General features: G+C 64.1%; 16 protein-coding genes (1 of these 16 cut by a window edge). 10 read left to right on the plus strand and 6 right to left on the minus strand.

The window, feature by feature from the left end:
• Positions 1-20 precede the first annotated feature (20 nt).
• Positions 21-785, plus strand: coding sequence for an SDR family NAD(P)-dependent oxidoreductase (locus ACZ1JC_RS05380; protein ID WP_465138955.1), 765 nt, complete (start codon positions 21-23; stop codon positions 783-785).
• 255 nt (positions 786-1,040) lie between these two features.
• Here the strand turns inward: ACZ1JC_RS05380 and ACZ1JC_RS05385 are convergent, their stop codons facing one another.
• A complete protein-coding gene (locus tag ACZ1JC_RS05385; RefSeq protein WP_465138954.1) occupies positions 1,041-2,048 on the minus strand; it encodes an NADP-dependent oxidoreductase in 1,008 nt (335 codons plus the stop codon).
• A gap of 215 nt (positions 2,049-2,263) precedes the next feature.
• On the opposite strand from ACZ1JC_RS05385, the gene ACZ1JC_RS05390 reads away from it, so the two are divergent.
• Positions 2,264-4,768 carry a TonB-dependent receptor gene (locus ACZ1JC_RS05390; protein ID WP_465138953.1) on the plus strand — a complete coding sequence of 835 codons (2,505 nt, stop codon included), beginning with the start codon at positions 2,264-2,266 and terminating at the stop codon, positions 4,766-4,768.
• Positions 4,769-5,013: 245 nt separating this feature from the next.
• On the opposite strand, the gene ACZ1JC_RS05395 is transcribed toward ACZ1JC_RS05390, so the two are convergent.
• From ACZ1JC_RS05395 to ACZ1JC_RS05405, 3 genes are read right to left on the minus strand one after another with little or no spacing between them, the layout of a single operon-like run.
• Complete coding sequence (locus ACZ1JC_RS05395; protein WP_465138952.1) at positions 5,014-5,442, minus strand: nuclear transport factor 2 family protein; 429 nt, start codon at positions 5,440-5,442, stop codon at positions 5,014-5,016.
• A 13-nt stretch (positions 5,443-5,455) separates the two neighbouring features.
• Positions 5,456-5,812: a Rieske (2Fe-2S) protein gene (locus ACZ1JC_RS05400; RefSeq protein ID WP_465138951.1), complete on the minus strand. Its 357-nt coding sequence runs from the start codon at positions 5,810-5,812 to the stop codon at positions 5,456-5,458.
• 4 nt (positions 5,813-5,816) lie between these two features.
• Positions 5,817-6,824, minus strand: a complete 1,008-nt coding sequence (locus ACZ1JC_RS05405) for an NADP-dependent oxidoreductase (RefSeq protein ID WP_465138950.1) — start codon at positions 6,822-6,824, stop codon at positions 5,817-5,819.
• 122 nt (positions 6,825-6,946) lie between these two features.
• Between ACZ1JC_RS05405 and ACZ1JC_RS05410 the strand changes: the two genes are divergently transcribed.
• Positions 6,947-7,360: a nuclear transport factor 2 family protein gene (locus ACZ1JC_RS05410; protein ID WP_465138949.1), complete on the plus strand. Its 414-nt coding sequence runs from the start codon at positions 6,947-6,949 to the stop codon at positions 7,358-7,360.
• Here ACZ1JC_RS05410 and ACZ1JC_RS05415 read toward each other — a convergent pair.
• Positions 7,357-7,929: a TetR/AcrR family transcriptional regulator gene (locus ACZ1JC_RS05415; RefSeq protein ID WP_465138948.1), complete on the minus strand. Its 573-nt coding sequence runs from the start codon at positions 7,927-7,929 to the stop codon at positions 7,357-7,359. The two genes, ACZ1JC_RS05410 and ACZ1JC_RS05415, sit on opposite strands and share 4 nt — an antisense overlap.
• Positions 7,930-8,036: 107 nt before the next feature.
• Here ACZ1JC_RS05415 and ACZ1JC_RS05420 point away from each other — a divergent pair, with 107 nt between their 5' ends.
• From ACZ1JC_RS05420 to ACZ1JC_RS05440, 5 genes are all read left to right on the plus strand, one after another.
• A complete protein-coding gene (locus tag ACZ1JC_RS05420) occupies positions 8,037-8,648 on the plus strand; it encodes a hypothetical protein (protein ID WP_465138947.1) in 612 nt (203 codons plus the stop codon).
• A 14-nt stretch (positions 8,649-8,662) separates the two neighbouring features.
• Complete coding sequence (locus ACZ1JC_RS05425) at positions 8,663-10,336, plus strand: outer membrane protein assembly factor BamB family protein (protein ID WP_465138946.1); 1,674 nt, start codon at positions 8,663-8,665, stop codon at positions 10,334-10,336.
• Entirely contained in the window at positions 10,333-11,106 is a 774-nt protein-coding gene (locus ACZ1JC_RS05430) for an SDR family NAD(P)-dependent oxidoreductase (protein ID WP_465138945.1), read from the plus strand. Before ACZ1JC_RS05425 ends, ACZ1JC_RS05430 begins: the two co-directional genes overlap by 4 nt.
• A 98-nt stretch (positions 11,107-11,204) precedes the next feature.
• Positions 11,205-12,191, plus strand: coding sequence for a zinc-dependent alcohol dehydrogenase family protein (locus ACZ1JC_RS05435; protein ID WP_465138944.1), 987 nt, complete (start codon positions 11,205-11,207; stop codon positions 12,189-12,191).
• Positions 12,192-12,214: 23 nt separating this feature from the next.
• Positions 12,215-12,745 (plus strand): nuclear transport factor 2 family protein, encoded by a 531-nt coding sequence (locus ACZ1JC_RS05440; protein WP_465138943.1) that lies wholly within the window; start codon positions 12,215-12,217, stop codon positions 12,743-12,745.
• Between the two features lie 57 nt (positions 12,746-12,802).
• Here ACZ1JC_RS05440 and ACZ1JC_RS05445 read toward each other — a convergent pair whose 3' ends face one another.
• Positions 12,803-13,102 (minus strand): TolB family protein, encoded by a 300-nt coding sequence (locus ACZ1JC_RS05445; RefSeq protein ID WP_465138942.1) that lies wholly within the window; start codon positions 13,100-13,102, stop codon positions 12,803-12,805.
• 396 nt (positions 13,103-13,498) lie between these two features.
• Here ACZ1JC_RS05445 and ACZ1JC_RS05450 point away from each other — a divergent pair, with 396 nt between their 5' ends.
• Entirely contained in the window at positions 13,499-14,758 is a 1,260-nt protein-coding gene (locus ACZ1JC_RS05450) for a putative DNA modification/repair radical SAM protein (protein ID WP_465138941.1), read from the plus strand.
• Positions 14,755-15,409: the 5' end (the start) of a UdgX family uracil-DNA binding protein gene (locus tag ACZ1JC_RS05455; protein WP_465138940.1), read on the plus strand. 749 nt of this gene lie beyond the right edge of the window; 655 of the gene's 1,404 nt are visible here — the first part of the coding sequence; it begins with the start codon at positions 14,755-14,757; its stop codon lies beyond the right edge, outside the window. Before ACZ1JC_RS05450 ends, ACZ1JC_RS05455 begins: the two co-directional genes overlap by 4 nt.

The following is a 15,409-nucleotide window of genomic DNA, read 5'->3' on the forward strand; positions in this document are numbered from 1 at the left end:
CTACCAGGAGTACTGCAAATATGGGTCGTCTCGAAAGAAAGATCACGCTGGTTACCGGCGCCGGAAACGAACGCGGGCTGGGCGCGGCCACGGCGCGGCGCTTTGCCGAGGAAGGGGCATTCGTCTACCTGACGGACCTTGACGCCAAGGGCGCGGAAAGCGTCGCCGCCGCCATCCGCGACGCCGGCGGACAGGCCGAAGCCTATGCCCAGGACGTAACCAGCGAAACGGGATGGGAGGACCTGTTCCAGACGATCGAGAAAGGCCATGGCCGGCTGGACGTGCTGGTCAACAATGCCGGGATCGCCGTGCTCAAGCCATTGACCTCGCTCTCCGTTGCCGATTGGGAACGGCAGAACAAGGTCAATCTGGACAGCGTGTTCCTGGGCACCCGCCGCGCGGTGGAACTGATGCGCAAGACCGGCGGCGGCGGATCGATCGTCAACCTCTCCTCCATCGGCGGGCTGGTCGGCGTGCCGATGTGCGGCGCCTATGGCGCGGCCAAGGGCGGCGTGCGGATCTTCTCCAAGGTGGTGGCGATGGAATGCGCGGCGGAGGGCATCCGCTGCAATTCGGTGCACCCCGGCATGATCGAGACGGCCATGCAGGACGTGGCCCGGCACGACAATCCGGAAGGCTTCAAGGAGATCGTCGCCTCCATCCCGATGAAGCGCATGGGCAGCCCGCTCGACATCGCCAATATGATCCTGTTCCTTGCCAGTGACGAGGCGAACTATATCACCGGCGGGGAATTCGTGGTGGACGGCGGCGTTACCGCGATGTGAGGGGGGCGGCCGGGCTTCGCGGGAAAGGCGAGGCCCCGGCCGGTCTTGCCTCCTCACGGATCGGCTAATGCGAGCGCGTGTGCCAGCCGATCCGTGAGAGAGCGCCTGCATAATACTACTTCGTCATCCCCGCGCAGGCGGGGATCCCGCTCGTTTTTCGCGGCGGGGCAAAAGGAAGCGGGGCCCCCGCCTTCGCGGGGGCGACGGATGTGTTTTGACCGCCGAGGATGGCGGAATGAGGCTCACGGCCTGCGCCTAGAGCCGCACCACGACCTTGCCGATGTTCTTGCCCGTCAGCATCCGCTCATAGGCGGTCAGCACGTTCTCGATACCCTGCGTCTCGTCGAAACGGACCGAGAGCTGCCCCGCATCCAGCCACGCGCGCAGTTGCGGCAGGAATTCCGCGCCGCGTTCGAGGAAGTCCGGGATGAAGAATCCCTCCACCCGCAGGCGGCGCATCAGGATCTGGTCGAAGCGCGCAGGGCCGGGCATCGGCGCATCGCTGTCATAGCCCGCCACCATGCCGCAGATCGCCACGCGGCCGTAATGCGCCATGTTGGGCAGCACCGCGTCGAGGATCGGGCCGCCGACATTGTCGAAGAAGGCATTGATCCCGCCGGGCACGGTTGCCAGCCGCGCCTCCACATCCTCGGCGCGGTAGTCGATCGCCATGTCCACGCCCAGTTCCTCGACCAGCCAGCGGCACTTCTCCGCCCCGCCGGCGATGCCGACCACTTTCGCGCCCAGATTGCGCCCGACCTGACAGGCCAAACTGCCCGTCGCCCCGGCCGCCGCCGATACCGCCAACCATTCGCCGGGTTTGACGGCTGCCACTTCCTTGACGCCGACATAGGCCGTCCAGGCGTTCATCCCCAAGGCGCCGAAGTGCTGGCGCGGATCGGCCAGGCTTTCGTCCACCGCCTCCAGCCCGGCCAGCGCGGGCACGACTACCGCCTGCTGCGCCCATTGCCCGAAGCCGCGCACCATTGTGCCCACCGGAAAAGCGGGATCGCGGCTCTCGCTGACCCGGCCGAGCACCAGCCCCACCATCTTCGCACCCAGTGGCAGCGGCGGCTGATAGCCATCGGTGCGCGGGCTCATCCACATGCGCGTGCCGGCATCCATCGACAGCCATTGGACCGCAATGCGCACTTCGCCTTCGGCCAGCGGAGCCGGGTCTTCCTCGCAAAGCGTGAGGAAGCGGCCAAAATCCGCATTGCCTTCGGGGTGACGGTCCAGTCGCCAGAAACGGTTGCCGTTCAAAATCCACTCTCCTGTCTGGCTTTTGGCCTGTCTGGCTTTTGGCCTGTCCGGCTCTTTCGGCCCGAACGGCCACCGTCGCCCGCCGCCGTCCCCCCGCCACCTGACCAAACAGATAGGGCTATCCGTTTGCACAGGCCGCCCTGCCGCCCCCGCAGTTCTACGAAGGGGCCAAGACAAGAAAATACGCGACAAGAAAATTGGTGGGAGGTCCTGACATGCGATTCTCGAAATCCATCCTGCTCACGTCGACGGTGCTCACCGTCGCGCTGGGCGCCGCTTCGGCCCATGCGCAGGAGGCGCCGCCGCCAACGCCCGCTCCGGCCCCTTCGGCCGCAAACGAGCCAGCACATGCCACCGGCGGCATTCAGGAAATCATCGTCACCGCGCGCAAGCGGCAGGAAACCGCGCAGGATGTGCCGGTGGCGGTCACCGCGATCTCGGCCGAGCAGATCGTCTCGCGCGACATTACCAGCGTGGAAAAGATCGCCGCCATCGCCCCGCAGTTCAACGTCGGCCGCGCCTCCAACGGTTCCGGCGCGCAGTTGACGCTGCGCGGTATCGGCTCCTCCTCCACCTCGATCGGTATCGAGCAATCGGTGGCCGTGGTGGTGGACGGCGCCTATTACGGGCAGGGCCGCGTGATCCAGGAAGGCTTCTTCGATCTGGCCCGCGTGGAAGTGCTGAAGGGCCCGCAGGCGCTGTTCTTCGGCAAGAACGCCACCGCCGGCGTGATCTCCATCACCACCGCCGATCCCACCTCCACCCCGCAGTTCCAGATCAAGGGCGGGTACGAGTTCAAGAGTCAGCAATACCGCGTCGAAGGCTTCGCCTCGATGCCGATCACCGATACGCTCGGCATCCGCATCGCCGCGCGCTATTCGAAGATGGACGGCGGCTATTACCGCAACGTCGCCAACGACGTGACCTTCACGGACATCGATTCCGTCAGCATCCTGGCCGGCGGCAACGGCAATCCCACCTCGCACATCGCCACGCCGGCCGCGCACAAGGCACCGGGAGAGGAAGAATTCCTGGCACGCGGCACCCTGAAGTGGGAACCGACCGACCGCCTGACCGTCAGCCTGAAGGGCAGCGTGGACCTGAACGAGGTCAACAACTCATCCTGGAACTACGTCGCCTATGCCTGCGGCAACGGCGCGACATCGCAGCTGAACGGCTATGCGTGTGAAAAGGACTTCGTCACCCACCAGAACAACATGCCGGCGGACGTCGCCGCCAACTATCCTTACGCCAAGAAGGACGGTTCGCTCTACAACCGCTACCACTCGGCGGCGGGCACGCTGAACATGACCTATGACGCGGACGAGTTGCAGCTCTCCTCCGTCACCAACTACCAATGGAACAACAACCGCTGGGCCTGCGCCTGCGATTTCCAGTCGAGCGACAGCGGCAGTGGCCCAGGCAGCACCTGGGCGACCGAGAATTCGTCTTGGAAGGCGTTCAGCCAGGAATTCCGCGCGCTGACGCAGTTCAGCGGGCCGTTCAACATGATGGTGGGCGCGCTCTACCAGAACACCAAGCGCGATTTCGCGCAGTTCGTGATGACCGGCGGCGTCTCCAATTCCGCCGCACCGGAAGGCTACGAATACGTCGCCACTGCCAAGAGCAGCTTCACCAAGGGTGAGACGATGGCCGTGTTCGGCCAGCTGACCTACAAGATCGTCCCCACCGTGGAACTGGCCGGCGGCGTGCGCTATTCGGACGAGACCAAGAACAGCTTCTTCACCCAGCCCTACAACAACCCGCTGGTCACCAGCATCTTCCGCGACCAGAACGACCCCGACGGGCTGGGCGAAGTCACCGCCCGCCAGCATTTCACCAACTGGTCGCCCGAAGCCACGCTGACCTGGAAGCCGACGCAGGACCTGATGGTCTATGCCGCGTACAAGACGGCGTACAAGTCCGGCGGGTTCTCCAACGGCGGCATCAATTCGAAATTCTCGACCGATCCCACGGCGGACCTCACCTTCGATCCGGAAAAGGCCGAAGGTTACGAACTGGGCTTCAAGTCCACGCTGTTCAACCGCCAGCTGCGCTTCAACGTCACTGCGTTCAACTACAAGTACAAGAACCTGCAGGTGGACTTCTTCAACTCGCCCATCTTCGCGTTCCAGACGCTGACCGCCGATGCCCGCACCAAGGGGGTGGAGGCCGAATTCCAGTTCGCCCCGAACGGCATTCCCGGTTTCGACCTGCATGGGTCTATCAACTACAACAAGGCGCGCTACACCGATTTCCCGGCAGCCCCGTGCTATGCCGGCCAGACCCCGGCGGAAGGCTGCAACCTTGTCGGCAACACCCGCCAGGACCTGTCCGGCACGTCGCTTTCGGTGGCCCCGCGCTGGACCGGCAATCTGGGCGTGAATTATGAGATGTCGGTCGGCTCCTCGATGAAGATCGGCATGAATGTCGATGCCCGCTATTCGGACAGCTATCTGGCCTCCGCCTTCGGCAATCCGCTGTCGAAGCAGGACAAGTACGTCACGCTCGACGCCGGCCTGCGCTTCGGCGCGGAGGACGACAACTGGCAGATCGCGGTGATCGGCAAGAACCTGACCAACCAGTTCTACGTCACCGGTGTGGTGGACGGCCCCTCCACCGGCAGCGGCACCGGCACACCGGCGGGCGTCCGGGCCGACCAGCTGGGCTTCGGCACCCTGCCGCGCACCGTGATGGTGGAACTGACGAAGAACTTCTGATTACGCCTCCCCGCAAGGGAAAGGCCCGGCCTCCTATACGGGAGGCCGGGCCTTTCTTGTTTGGAGTGGGGTTCGCGAAACCGTCTCCGAACCTCCAGATCCCCAATCTCCCAATCTCGCATCCCACACCCGCTCATCCTGAGCTTGTCGAAGGATGGGACCCTCGCGCCACGCTCGCGGGGGGCTTCGACAGGCTCAGCCTGAGCGGGTTGGGAGGTTGGGGAGAGGTGGCTGAAGGAGCCCCTTTAACAGCCCTTGGGCGCATGCTGGCGATGGATATTGCGGAACGTACGGCTCTGGAACAGCCAGCGCCCGTCGACCCTGCTACAAGTGTCTTCATAGACGCCCCGGTCGCGCATCGTCACGCCGTCCTGGTCGTAGATCTCGGAGGTATAGCTGCGCATCGTCGCGCTATTGCCAGTGACTTCGATGGAGCCCGGCCAAGCCTCGAACATGATGCCCGGATAGGCCTTCATCGCCTCTATCCACATGGCGACGATGGCCGGCCGGCCCTTCTGGGTGCCCAGTTCGGGATAATCCGGCAGCGACCATTCGGCGTCGTCCGCCCATGTCGCGCCCCAGGCATCCGCATCGCGGCGGGTCACTGCATCGGCGTAAGTTTCCAGCAGTTCGCGAATGGCAAGGCGGTCCTCGAAAGGTCCGGTATAGGCCATGGTTCTCTCCCTTTCAGACGTCTGTTTCCACCGGCCGCTCATGCGGCCCCGGCGGCATATCGGGCACGGCGACCTCGATCATCCCGCCGGCCACGCGCAAATCGAACCGGCGCAAGTCGGCATAAGTCCCGCCGATGCAGCGCCCGGTGGCGATCTCGAAACGGGCGCCGTGCAGCGGGCACATGATCGCGCCGCGCCGCACTTTGCCGCCCGACAGCATCGCCGCCTGATGCGTGCAGCGGTCGTTGACGGCGCGGAAGCCATCGTCGGTGCGCGCCACCAGCACGCTCCACCCCGCGATCCGCGCGGCCAGCTTGCCCTCTTCCGGAAACTCGGCCTCGGGCACGATCGGGTGCCAGGTTTCGCTCATGGCGTCAGATCCGGACAAGAGTCTTGCCGATCGTGCGGCCGGACATCAGATCGATGAACGCCTCTGGCAGCTTTTCGAACCCGTCGCGCAGATTGGCTAGCGGCTTCAGCTTGCCCTCTGCCACCCAGCCATCGAGTTCGGCCTGCGCCTCTGCCAGCACTTCCGGATAGTCGTACGTGATGAAACCCTCCATGCGGATGCGATTGACCACCAGTTGCCACAGGGTGGTGACGCCGTGGGGATGATCGGCATCGTTGTACTGGCCGACCATGCCGCAAACGGCGACGCGGCCGTGCAGGCGCATCAGCGGCAAAATGGCCTCCAGCACTTCGCCGCCGACATTGTCGAAATAGACGTCCACGCCCTCCGGTGCGGCCTTGGCGATTTCCGCCGCGATGTCCGGCGTGGCGCGGTAGTCGATCGCCGCATCGAAGCCGAGTTCGCGGATCACTTGCGCTTTCTCCTGCGATCCGACGATGCCGACGACCTTGCAGCCCCGCGCCTTGGCGATCTGGCCCACGGTCGATCCGGTGGCGCCGGCCGCCGCGCTGACCACCACGGTCTCACCCGGCTTGGCCTTGCCCACCGCGAAGAGGCCGACCCAGGCGGTCAGCCCCACTGGCCCCAGCGCGCCCATGTAATGATGCAGTTCGGTATCGGGCTGGCGGTGCACCGTCTCCAGCCCCCAGGCATCGCCTGACAGCACGTAGTGATCGGACCATGTGGCGAAGGCCCGCACCAGCGTACCCACCGGATAGTCGGCATGGTTGGACGCCACCACTTCGCCCAGCGACATGCCGTTGATCGGCGCGCCCAGCGCCACGGGATCGATGTAGCTGGGCCGATCGTCCAGAAATCCGCGGATCGCCGGATCCACCGATCCCACCCGCATCGCCACCAGAAACTCTCCCGGCCCCGGTTCGGGGCCCTCGGTCTCCACAAGCTGGAAGTCTTCCGGCACCGGCACCCCTTTGGGTCGCCGCGCCAGCACGATCTGTCTGACCTTTCCCATTCCGGCAGCTTAGCCGCGCTTGGCCCGCTGGCACGCTAGTCGAAACGCTAGGTTCGGGAAAATCGCGGGTTTGTCAGAGTCCGTCGCAGGCCAGACATCATGGCGGTGACAGGAGCAATGCGATGACCATGAGCCCCGAGCAGATGATCGATTTCGTCGACCGCCTCTACGCCGCCACCGGCACGGGCGACTGGGAAACGGCGTCGCAGATGCTCACCGACGATTTCGTTGCCTATGAAGCAGACAGCCTGCCGATGGCTGGCGAGTATCGGGGCAAGGACGGTTTGCGCAACCTCTACGCCATAGTCATGGGCATGTGCGACGTGGTGGCTCTAGACCGGATCGAGACGGCGGCGGGCAAGGACTATGCTGTCGCCATCCTGTCGCTCCGTTTCGCGGACCCGTCGCTTCCCCCCGCCGAAATTTGCGAAAGATTCCAATTTCGGGACGGCAAGTGCTGCGAAATCAAGCCCTACTACTTCGACCCCGCCCCTTTCATTCAGGCGCGGCAATTGAAGATGAGCGTCGCCCATTAGAGCATTTTCCAATCCTGCCCGTCGACGATCGCCTGAATCGTGCCGACCAGCCAGGTCTGAGCTTCGATCTGCTCGGCCGGCGATGAAAGCGTCTGCATGTAACGATTGAAAATGGCGAAACCCACACTCAGCATAAGCGTGCTGGCGGCGCGTGCCTCGCCGTGGGGCTGGCCGATCCACGCGGCGAGCGGGGCAATGATGTGCTCCCTCGCCACTTTCGCGGATATCTCGCGCGCTTCCTGATCGCCCAGCGACAGCGCGATCATTGCCGGCGCGGTGATCCGCATCTCCGGATCCAGCACCGACCGCATGAGCGCTTCGCCGAACCCGGCCTTCTCCTGCAGATGCATGGAATCGCCAATGGAGGCGGCCAGCGCCTCTTCGAACAATTTGGCCTTGGTGCCAAAATACTTGACCACAAGGGAATTCACCACGCCGGCACGCGCCGCGATTTCCCGCAGACCGGCCAGCGAATAACCCTTTTCGGAGAAGGACAACTGCGCCGCTTCAAGGATTCTTGCCCGGGTATGGGCAGCGTCACGGATATGCGGGCGCGCGTTCGAAGGCATTGCGCCCACCTAGCACGCGATTGACACATGCCCAAGTCAGGCCACAGTGAGCACGTGCTCACCCGAGATGTAAAGGCACGGACCGGGATAGACAAAGCAGAAGGGGGATGCCGGTGCTTCGTTGGCCGCTTGCAATCATTCTCGCGATTGTCGGGGCGACGCTTGCTGTCGGCGGCGTCACGCTGATCGAGGCGGGAGGCAGCCCTTACTATCTGGCGGCCGGCGTGCTGGTACTCGCATCCGCACTGGGCCTTGTCCGCCGTACGCCTTATGCAGCCTGGGCCTATGGTGCGATGCTGGCCGGGACGATCGCGTGGGCCCTGTGGGAAGCCGGGTTCGATGACTGGGCACTGATGCCCCGGATCGTGGGCCCCGCCATCGTCGGCCTGCTCTTCCTGCTGCCGGGTATCCAGCGGGCCACGGGCGCAAGCCGCTGGTGGGTCGGCGCGCCGATCCTGGCCGCGGCGGCGGTCATGACCTTTGCCGTAGTGCGCGCGCAGACGGCCGAAAGCGGCCTTCCCAATGCCGCAAAAGTCGCCGCGATCCCCGGCGCGGCGCGCGACTGGCGGCACTGGGGCAACGATCTGGCGGGCACGCGCTTTGCCGCGATGGATCAGATCAGCCGCGACAATGTCGCTCAGCTCAAGCTTGCATGGCGGTATGATCCCCACTCAAGCCCGGCAAGCTGCCCAGTCTGGAAGCGGCCCCGCTTGCCGTGAACGGGCGGCTTTTCATGTGTCTGGAATCCGGCTCGGTGGTCGCGCTGGATCAGGACAGCGGGAAGCCGGTCTGGCAATATCTCGGCCTGCCCCGAAACGCCCCGCTGACCGGGTGGAAATGCCGCGGCGTCGCCTATTATGAAGCGCGCGGCCAAGGCGCGGAATGCCGCCAGCGCCTGTTCCTGACAGTGGCGGACGGAACCCTGCGCGCGCTGGACGCGGAAACGGGCCGCCCGTGCAGCCAATTCGGGACCGGCGGCATCACCGACCTCAAGCCCGGAATGGGCGCGTTGAAGCCCGACGATGCCCTGCCCACCTCCCCGCCCACCGTGGTGAACGGCGTGATCGTCGTGGGGCAGAGCATATCCGATGTCGCCTCCTTCGATGCGCCATCGGGCGTCATACGCGGCTATGACGCCGAAACCGGCGCGCTTCGCTGGGCCTGGGATGCCGGCCGACCTGACCGCTCGGTGCTGAAGCCCGGCGAAACCTATACACGCGATACGCCCAACGCCTGGGGCGTGTTCAGCGGGGACGAGCAGCTGGGCCTCGTCTATGTCGGCACGGGGAACAGCCCGCCCGATTACTACGCCGGCTTCCGCTCCCCGATCGCGGACCGGTTCACCGACAACATCGTCGCACTCGATGCGGCGACGGGCCGGCTGCGGTGGGCCTTCCGAACCGTCAATCACGACTTGTGGGACTATGACATCGCTGCGCAGCCCGTCGTTCTAGACCTGCCCGACGGCAAGCCGGCACTGATCGTGCCCACCAAGCGGGGAGAGATTTTCGTGCTGGACCGCCGCACCGGCGCCCCGATAGACCGGGTTGTTGAAAAGCCGGTTCCGCACGACAACCCGGTAAAAGGCGGATGGAACGCGCCCACCCAGCCCTACACCACCGGCTTTCCCTCGGTTGCCGGGGAGGATCTGCGCGAGGCCGACATGTGGGGCATCACGCCGCTCGATCAGATGGCCTGCCGCATCCGTTTCCGTCAGGCGCGCTATCAGGGCCAGTTCACGCCGATCACCACGCGGCCGACCATCACTTATCCCGCCGTCGGCGGCGGCATCAACTGGGGAAGCGTGTCGATAGACCGGCAGCGCGGGCTGATGGTGGTCAACACCCTGCGGTTCGCCAATCTCAACCGCCTTGCCCCGCGAGAGAAGGGCAAAGTGGTCAAGGCGGGCTTCGAAGGCGGCGTCATCAAATTCCCGCAGGAAGGCACGCCTTACGTCTTTGAATCGTTTCCCTTCCTCTCACCCATCTTCGCGCCTTGCCAGAAACCGCCCTATGGCACGATCAGCGTGTTCGATATCCGCACGCGCAAGCTGCTGTGGAGCAAGCCGCTCGGCACCGCCGAAGGTTCCGGCCCGCTGGGTCTGGCGAGCCACCTTCCGCTTCGCATGGGCGCGCCGAACTTCGGCGGATCGCTGTCCACTGCCGCCGGGCTGGTGTTCATCGCCGCCTCGCAAGATCGCAGGCTTCATGCCTACGACATCGGCAATGGCAAGGAACTCTGGAGCGCCAGGCTGCCGGCCGTGGGGGCGGCGATGCCGATCAGCTACACCTCGCCCCGCACGGGCCGGCAATATGTGGTGATCGCCGCCGGCGGGCACTTCTCGATCCCCGGGCCACAGGCCAGCGCGGTAATGGCCTACGCTCTGCCCCAAGGGAAACTCCGATGACCATGCCATTCGATCTTCAAGGCAAGATGGCACTTGTGACCGGCAGCAGCCGCGGTCTGGGGCGGGCCATTGCGGAGCGCCTTGCGGCGGCGGGCGCAATCGTCGCCATCAACTACGCCGCCAATGCCGAAGCCGCTGCCGAGACCGTCAGTGCCATAGAGGCCAAGGGCGGGCAGGCCTTTCCCGTACAGGCGCAACTGGGCGGTGAAGCGGAAGCGGGCCGCCTTGCGGACCTTCTTGCAGAGGCGTTCACACTGCGCACCGGCCAGCCCGGGCTCGACATTCTGGTCAACAATATCGGCGGCGGCGACTATGGATCGCTGGTCCAGACCGGTGAGGACGACTACGACCGGGTGTGGTCGAACAATGTGCGCGGCGCCTTCTTCCTGACCAAGGCTCTGCATGGCCGGCTCAACGATTTCGGCCGGGTGATCAACATCTCCTCGGTCGGTTCGCGGCTCACCGATCCCAACATCATCGTCTATACCATGGCGAAAACGGCGGTGGAGAGCTTCACCCGCGTTCTCGCCAAGGATCTTGGCGCGCGGGGCATCACGGTCAATGCCGTCCTGCCGGGCTTCACCGTGGGCGAAACCAACCTGCACGTCACCGAAGATCCCGAAATGGCAAAGATGGTGATCGACAACACCTTGCTGCGCCGGTTCGGCCGGCCCGAGGAAATTGCCGACATCGTCTACGCCCTCGCCTCCCCGCTGATGCGCTGGGTGACGGCGCAGAGCATCGATGCCAGCGGCGGCTTCAAAATCTAGGGCGAGCCCGCCCAGCGGCCGCTTTGGCCCGAGCTGTTCGCCATTTGGGCGCCTCGATGGTGCCATTTATGAGTTTACGCCCTGGGAGAAAGCCGCAGATGCCCCGGACAGTCAGGTTCCACCGCTTCGGTGATGCCGAGGTACTCCAGCTTGACGCGCTTCCCGTCGCCGAGCCCGGCGCGGGCGAAGTGCGCCTGCGCGTCGCCGCCTTCGGTCTCAATCGCGTGGAAACGCTCTATCGCGCAGGCGGCTTCGGGCCCGTGCGCTTCCCGGCCCGCATCGGTTACGAGGCAGCGGGCGTGATCGAGGCCGTGGGTCCGGACGTGGTGGACTGGGCCCCGGGAGACAGGGTCGCGACGCTGTTCGGCTTGTCCATGGAGGACTATGGCACCCACGGTGAGGCAGTCGTCTACCCAGCCGGCATGCTGGTGCGCGTGCCGGACGGGCAATCGCTGATCGAAGCCGCCGCAAGCTGGATGCAATATGGCACGGCCTTCGCGCTGGTGGAGGTTGCCGGGATCAAGGCGGGCAATGCCGTGGTCATCACCGCCGCCTCTTCATCGGTCGGCCTCGCCGCGATCCAGATCGCCCGCGCGGAAGGCGCGCTGCCGATCGCCGTCACGCGCGGCCGTGCCAAAGTCGAAACACTGAAAGCCCACGGGGCGGCCCATGTCATCGTCAGCGACGAGGAAGACGTCGCCGGCCGCGTGCTGGAAATCACCCAGGGCAAAGGCGCACAGGTCCTGTTCGATGCGGTGGCGGGGCCGGCGCTGGGGCCGTTGCTGGGCGGACTAGCCCCCGGCGGCATAGCCATCGTCTACGGCCTGCTTGGCGGAACCGCACTCGATCTGGCGGCGCCACAACTCATGACAGCCGACCTGACCCTACGCGGGCTCTCTGCCGACGTGTTCGTCCGCGATCGCGACATTCGGGAGAGGATGGTCCGCTATGTCAGCGAAGGCCTGGCGCGCGGAACCCTGAAACCCGTGATCGACCGCTGCTTCGATCTTGCCGACATCGCCGCAGCGCACCGGTTTCTCGAAAGCAACGTGCAACTCGGCAAGATCGTCGTGACGACGGCCTGAAGGCTTTTTCCGAAGGACATGCGATGACCACCAAGACCAGCCAGATCCTTGCCGAACTTGCCGACCGCGAAGCGATCAGGGAATGCCTCTATCGCTATTCGCGCGGCGTCGACCGGCTCGATGCCGACATGGTGCGAAGCGCCTATTGGCCAGATGTCGTCGACAAGCATCTGGACTTCGAAGGCAATGCGGAGGAGTTCATCGCCTGGGCCTTTCCGGCCATGCAGTCGATGGACCAGACCATGCATCTGATCGGCAATGTGCTGATTGCGATGCACGGGGATCACGCGGACGTCGAATCCTACTTCTACGGCTATCACCGTATCACCGTGGACGGGCGCAAGCTGGATGTGATCGGCGCGGGGCGCTACCTTGATCGCTTCGAGAAGCGCAACGACGAGTGGCGGATCATCGAGCGGCTGGTGATGACCGACTGGTTCCGCGAATATGCCGATTCCGCCGATTGGAGCTTGGGTTTGCTCGGCCAGCGATTGGATATTGGCGGACGTTTTCCGGACGATCCCAGCTACAGCAGGCTCCAGCTAAGACTCTGAAAATGGTTTAGGCCGTAAACTCATAAACGGCACCATCGAGATTTGAAGCAAAATGGTTCAGCGCAAGAAGGGAAGGCGCCGCCGCTCTCCCCCGTCAATTGATATGACGAAGAGGCCGTAATATTCGTTATCGCCCGCGTCCTGCGCGTAGACGAGTGCCTTGCCATCCGGCGATGGTGCAAGATCGACCTGGACATCGTCGCTCTGGATGAGTTGGATCGGCCATCCGCCCGCGACATCTACGCTCGACAAATAGTATCGCCCGGTGAGGTTGGTCACCAGGAACACCTTCCGCCCGTCGATGTTCCAAGCCGCATCGACTATGCCACGAACGACGCCCAGGTCATCGAGAGGCACTGCTGCGGCGTTCGCGACTGTTGGAGAATGCAGGCTTGGCGGATCGGTGACACTGCGCGCCGGAGTGGGTACCGTAGCTGAAACGGCCTCGCGAGGATAACGCGAGAAATGCTACTATAGTCATATTACGCATAGCATCCCCGTCATGCTCGTAATGACAATATTACTCTCACAGTCAATTTGTCGATTTCATTTCGGATTGTCGGTGTGCTTACCGATTTCAATCACCCAGTAAATTTACCCAACTGGATACTCTCGCGGATGCGTGTCGTAGTCCATGCACGGTTTTATATACAGGCCGCACACCATCCCTCAGCCAAAGCGCGGCGATAGAAGATCGATGGAACGACGAGCCCCGCGCTTGCACCGCGACAGAAAGGAACATATAAAGAACAAATGTCCCGACTCGCGATCAAGGCCCAGCTGTCGATCAAGGAACGCCTCGAAATCCTCGCCGATGCGGCCAAGTACGATGCGTCATGTGCCTCGTCCGGAACCGCAAAGCGTGACAGCCGCGACGGGCGGGGCCTCGGATCGACTGAAGGGATGGGAATCTGCCACGCCTATGCGCCGGATGGGCGCTGCATCTCTTTGCTTAAGCTGCTGCTGACGAACCATTGTATCTTCGACTGCCATTATTGCATCAACCGGAAAAGCTCGAACGTGCGGCGCGCCCGGTTCACGCCGCAGGAGGTCGTGGACCTCACTCTCTCGTTCTACCGACGCAATTATATCGAAGGGCTGTTCCTGTCCTCCGGCATCGTCAAATCGTCCAGTCACACGATGGAGCAACTCATCGAAGTTGCCCGAATTTTGCGGGAGGAGCACGATTTTCGCGGATACATCCATCTGAAGACCATTCCTGAGGCGGATCCCGAACTGTTGGCGCAAGCCGGACTTTGGGCCGATCGCGTCTCGATCAACGTGGAACTGCCGACCCGGGACGGTCTGGCCCGGCTGGCGCCCGACAAGAACGACAGCGTGATCGAAGGCGCCATGGACAAGCTTTCCGGCGCCATAGTGGAAGCGCGGGACGCAAGCCGGCGTTTCACGCGGGCGCCCCAGTTCGCACCGGCCGGACAATCAACGCAGATGATCGTCGGCGCCGATGGCGCCAGCGATGCGCAGATCGTCGGCAAGGCCAGCTCGCTTTACGATCGCTTCGCGCTCAAGCGGGTCTACTATTCGGCCTTCAGCCCAATCCCGGAAGCAAGCGCAGTGCTGCCACTGACGCGCCCGCCCCTGATGCGCGAACATCGCCTTTATCAGTCGGACTGGTTGATGCGATTCTACGGCTTCGCCCCGCAGGAGGTGCAACAGGCCACCGATCTCAATGGCATGTTGCCGCTGGATATCGACCCAAAGCTGGCCTGGGCTCTCAAGTTCCGGGAGAGTTTTCCGGTAGACCTCAATCGCGCCCCGCGGGAGGCGATGCTGCGCGTTCCGGGGCTGGGCGTGAAAGCCGTAGACGCGATCATCATCGCGCGGCGGCATCGGACGATCCGGCTGGAAGACCTCGCACGATTGACGTCGTCGGTGCGGAAAGTGCGCCCTTTCGTGATTACCGCAGATTGGCGGCCCACGCAGTTGACCGACAGCGCCGACTTGCGCGCCCGGCTGGCGCCACCTGCGAAGCAGATGGAATTGTTTGCATGATTGCCGCGGAACTGGCCGAGCCGGACAATTTCGAGGCGTGGCGCCATGAGGCGCGGCGGCTGATCGTGCAAGGCGTCGCGCCGGAAGATGCCGTATGGCGCGATGAAAGCGGACCAAAAGATCTCTTCGCCGCTCCTTCCTGTGCACCAAGCGGAGCAATTACCGAAGTTCGCGCCAGCCGCGCGTTCATGGATCTGGCCCAAAGCGCCATTCTGCATAGCGATCCAGCGCGGCTGGGCCTCTTGTACCGCATCCTGTGGCGGCTGCAGAACCGGCCCCGCCTGCTTGACGATGCCGCCGACCGCGACGTGGCAGCGCTGGAACGTCTGGCAAAACAGGTTCGGCGCGACATCCACAAGATGCGCGCATTCGTCCGCTTTCGCGCGGTGACGGATGACGATGGCATGGATCGCTACGTCGCCTGGTTCGAACCGGAACACCGGATAGAGCGCGCCAATGCGGCCTTTTTCGTCAATCGCTTCGCCGTCCAGCGCTGGTCGATCCTGACCCCGCGCATGGCGCTGCATTGGAGCGGGACGGCCCTTTTCGAAGGTCCGGCCGCAGCGCGCGGCGATGCCCCGGCGGAAGACGCCGTCGAGGATCTATGGCTGGGCTACTATCGTTCGATTTTCAATCCGGCGCGCCTGAAAG

The organism is Sphingomonas sp. BL-S-28, from assembly GCF_055521515.1.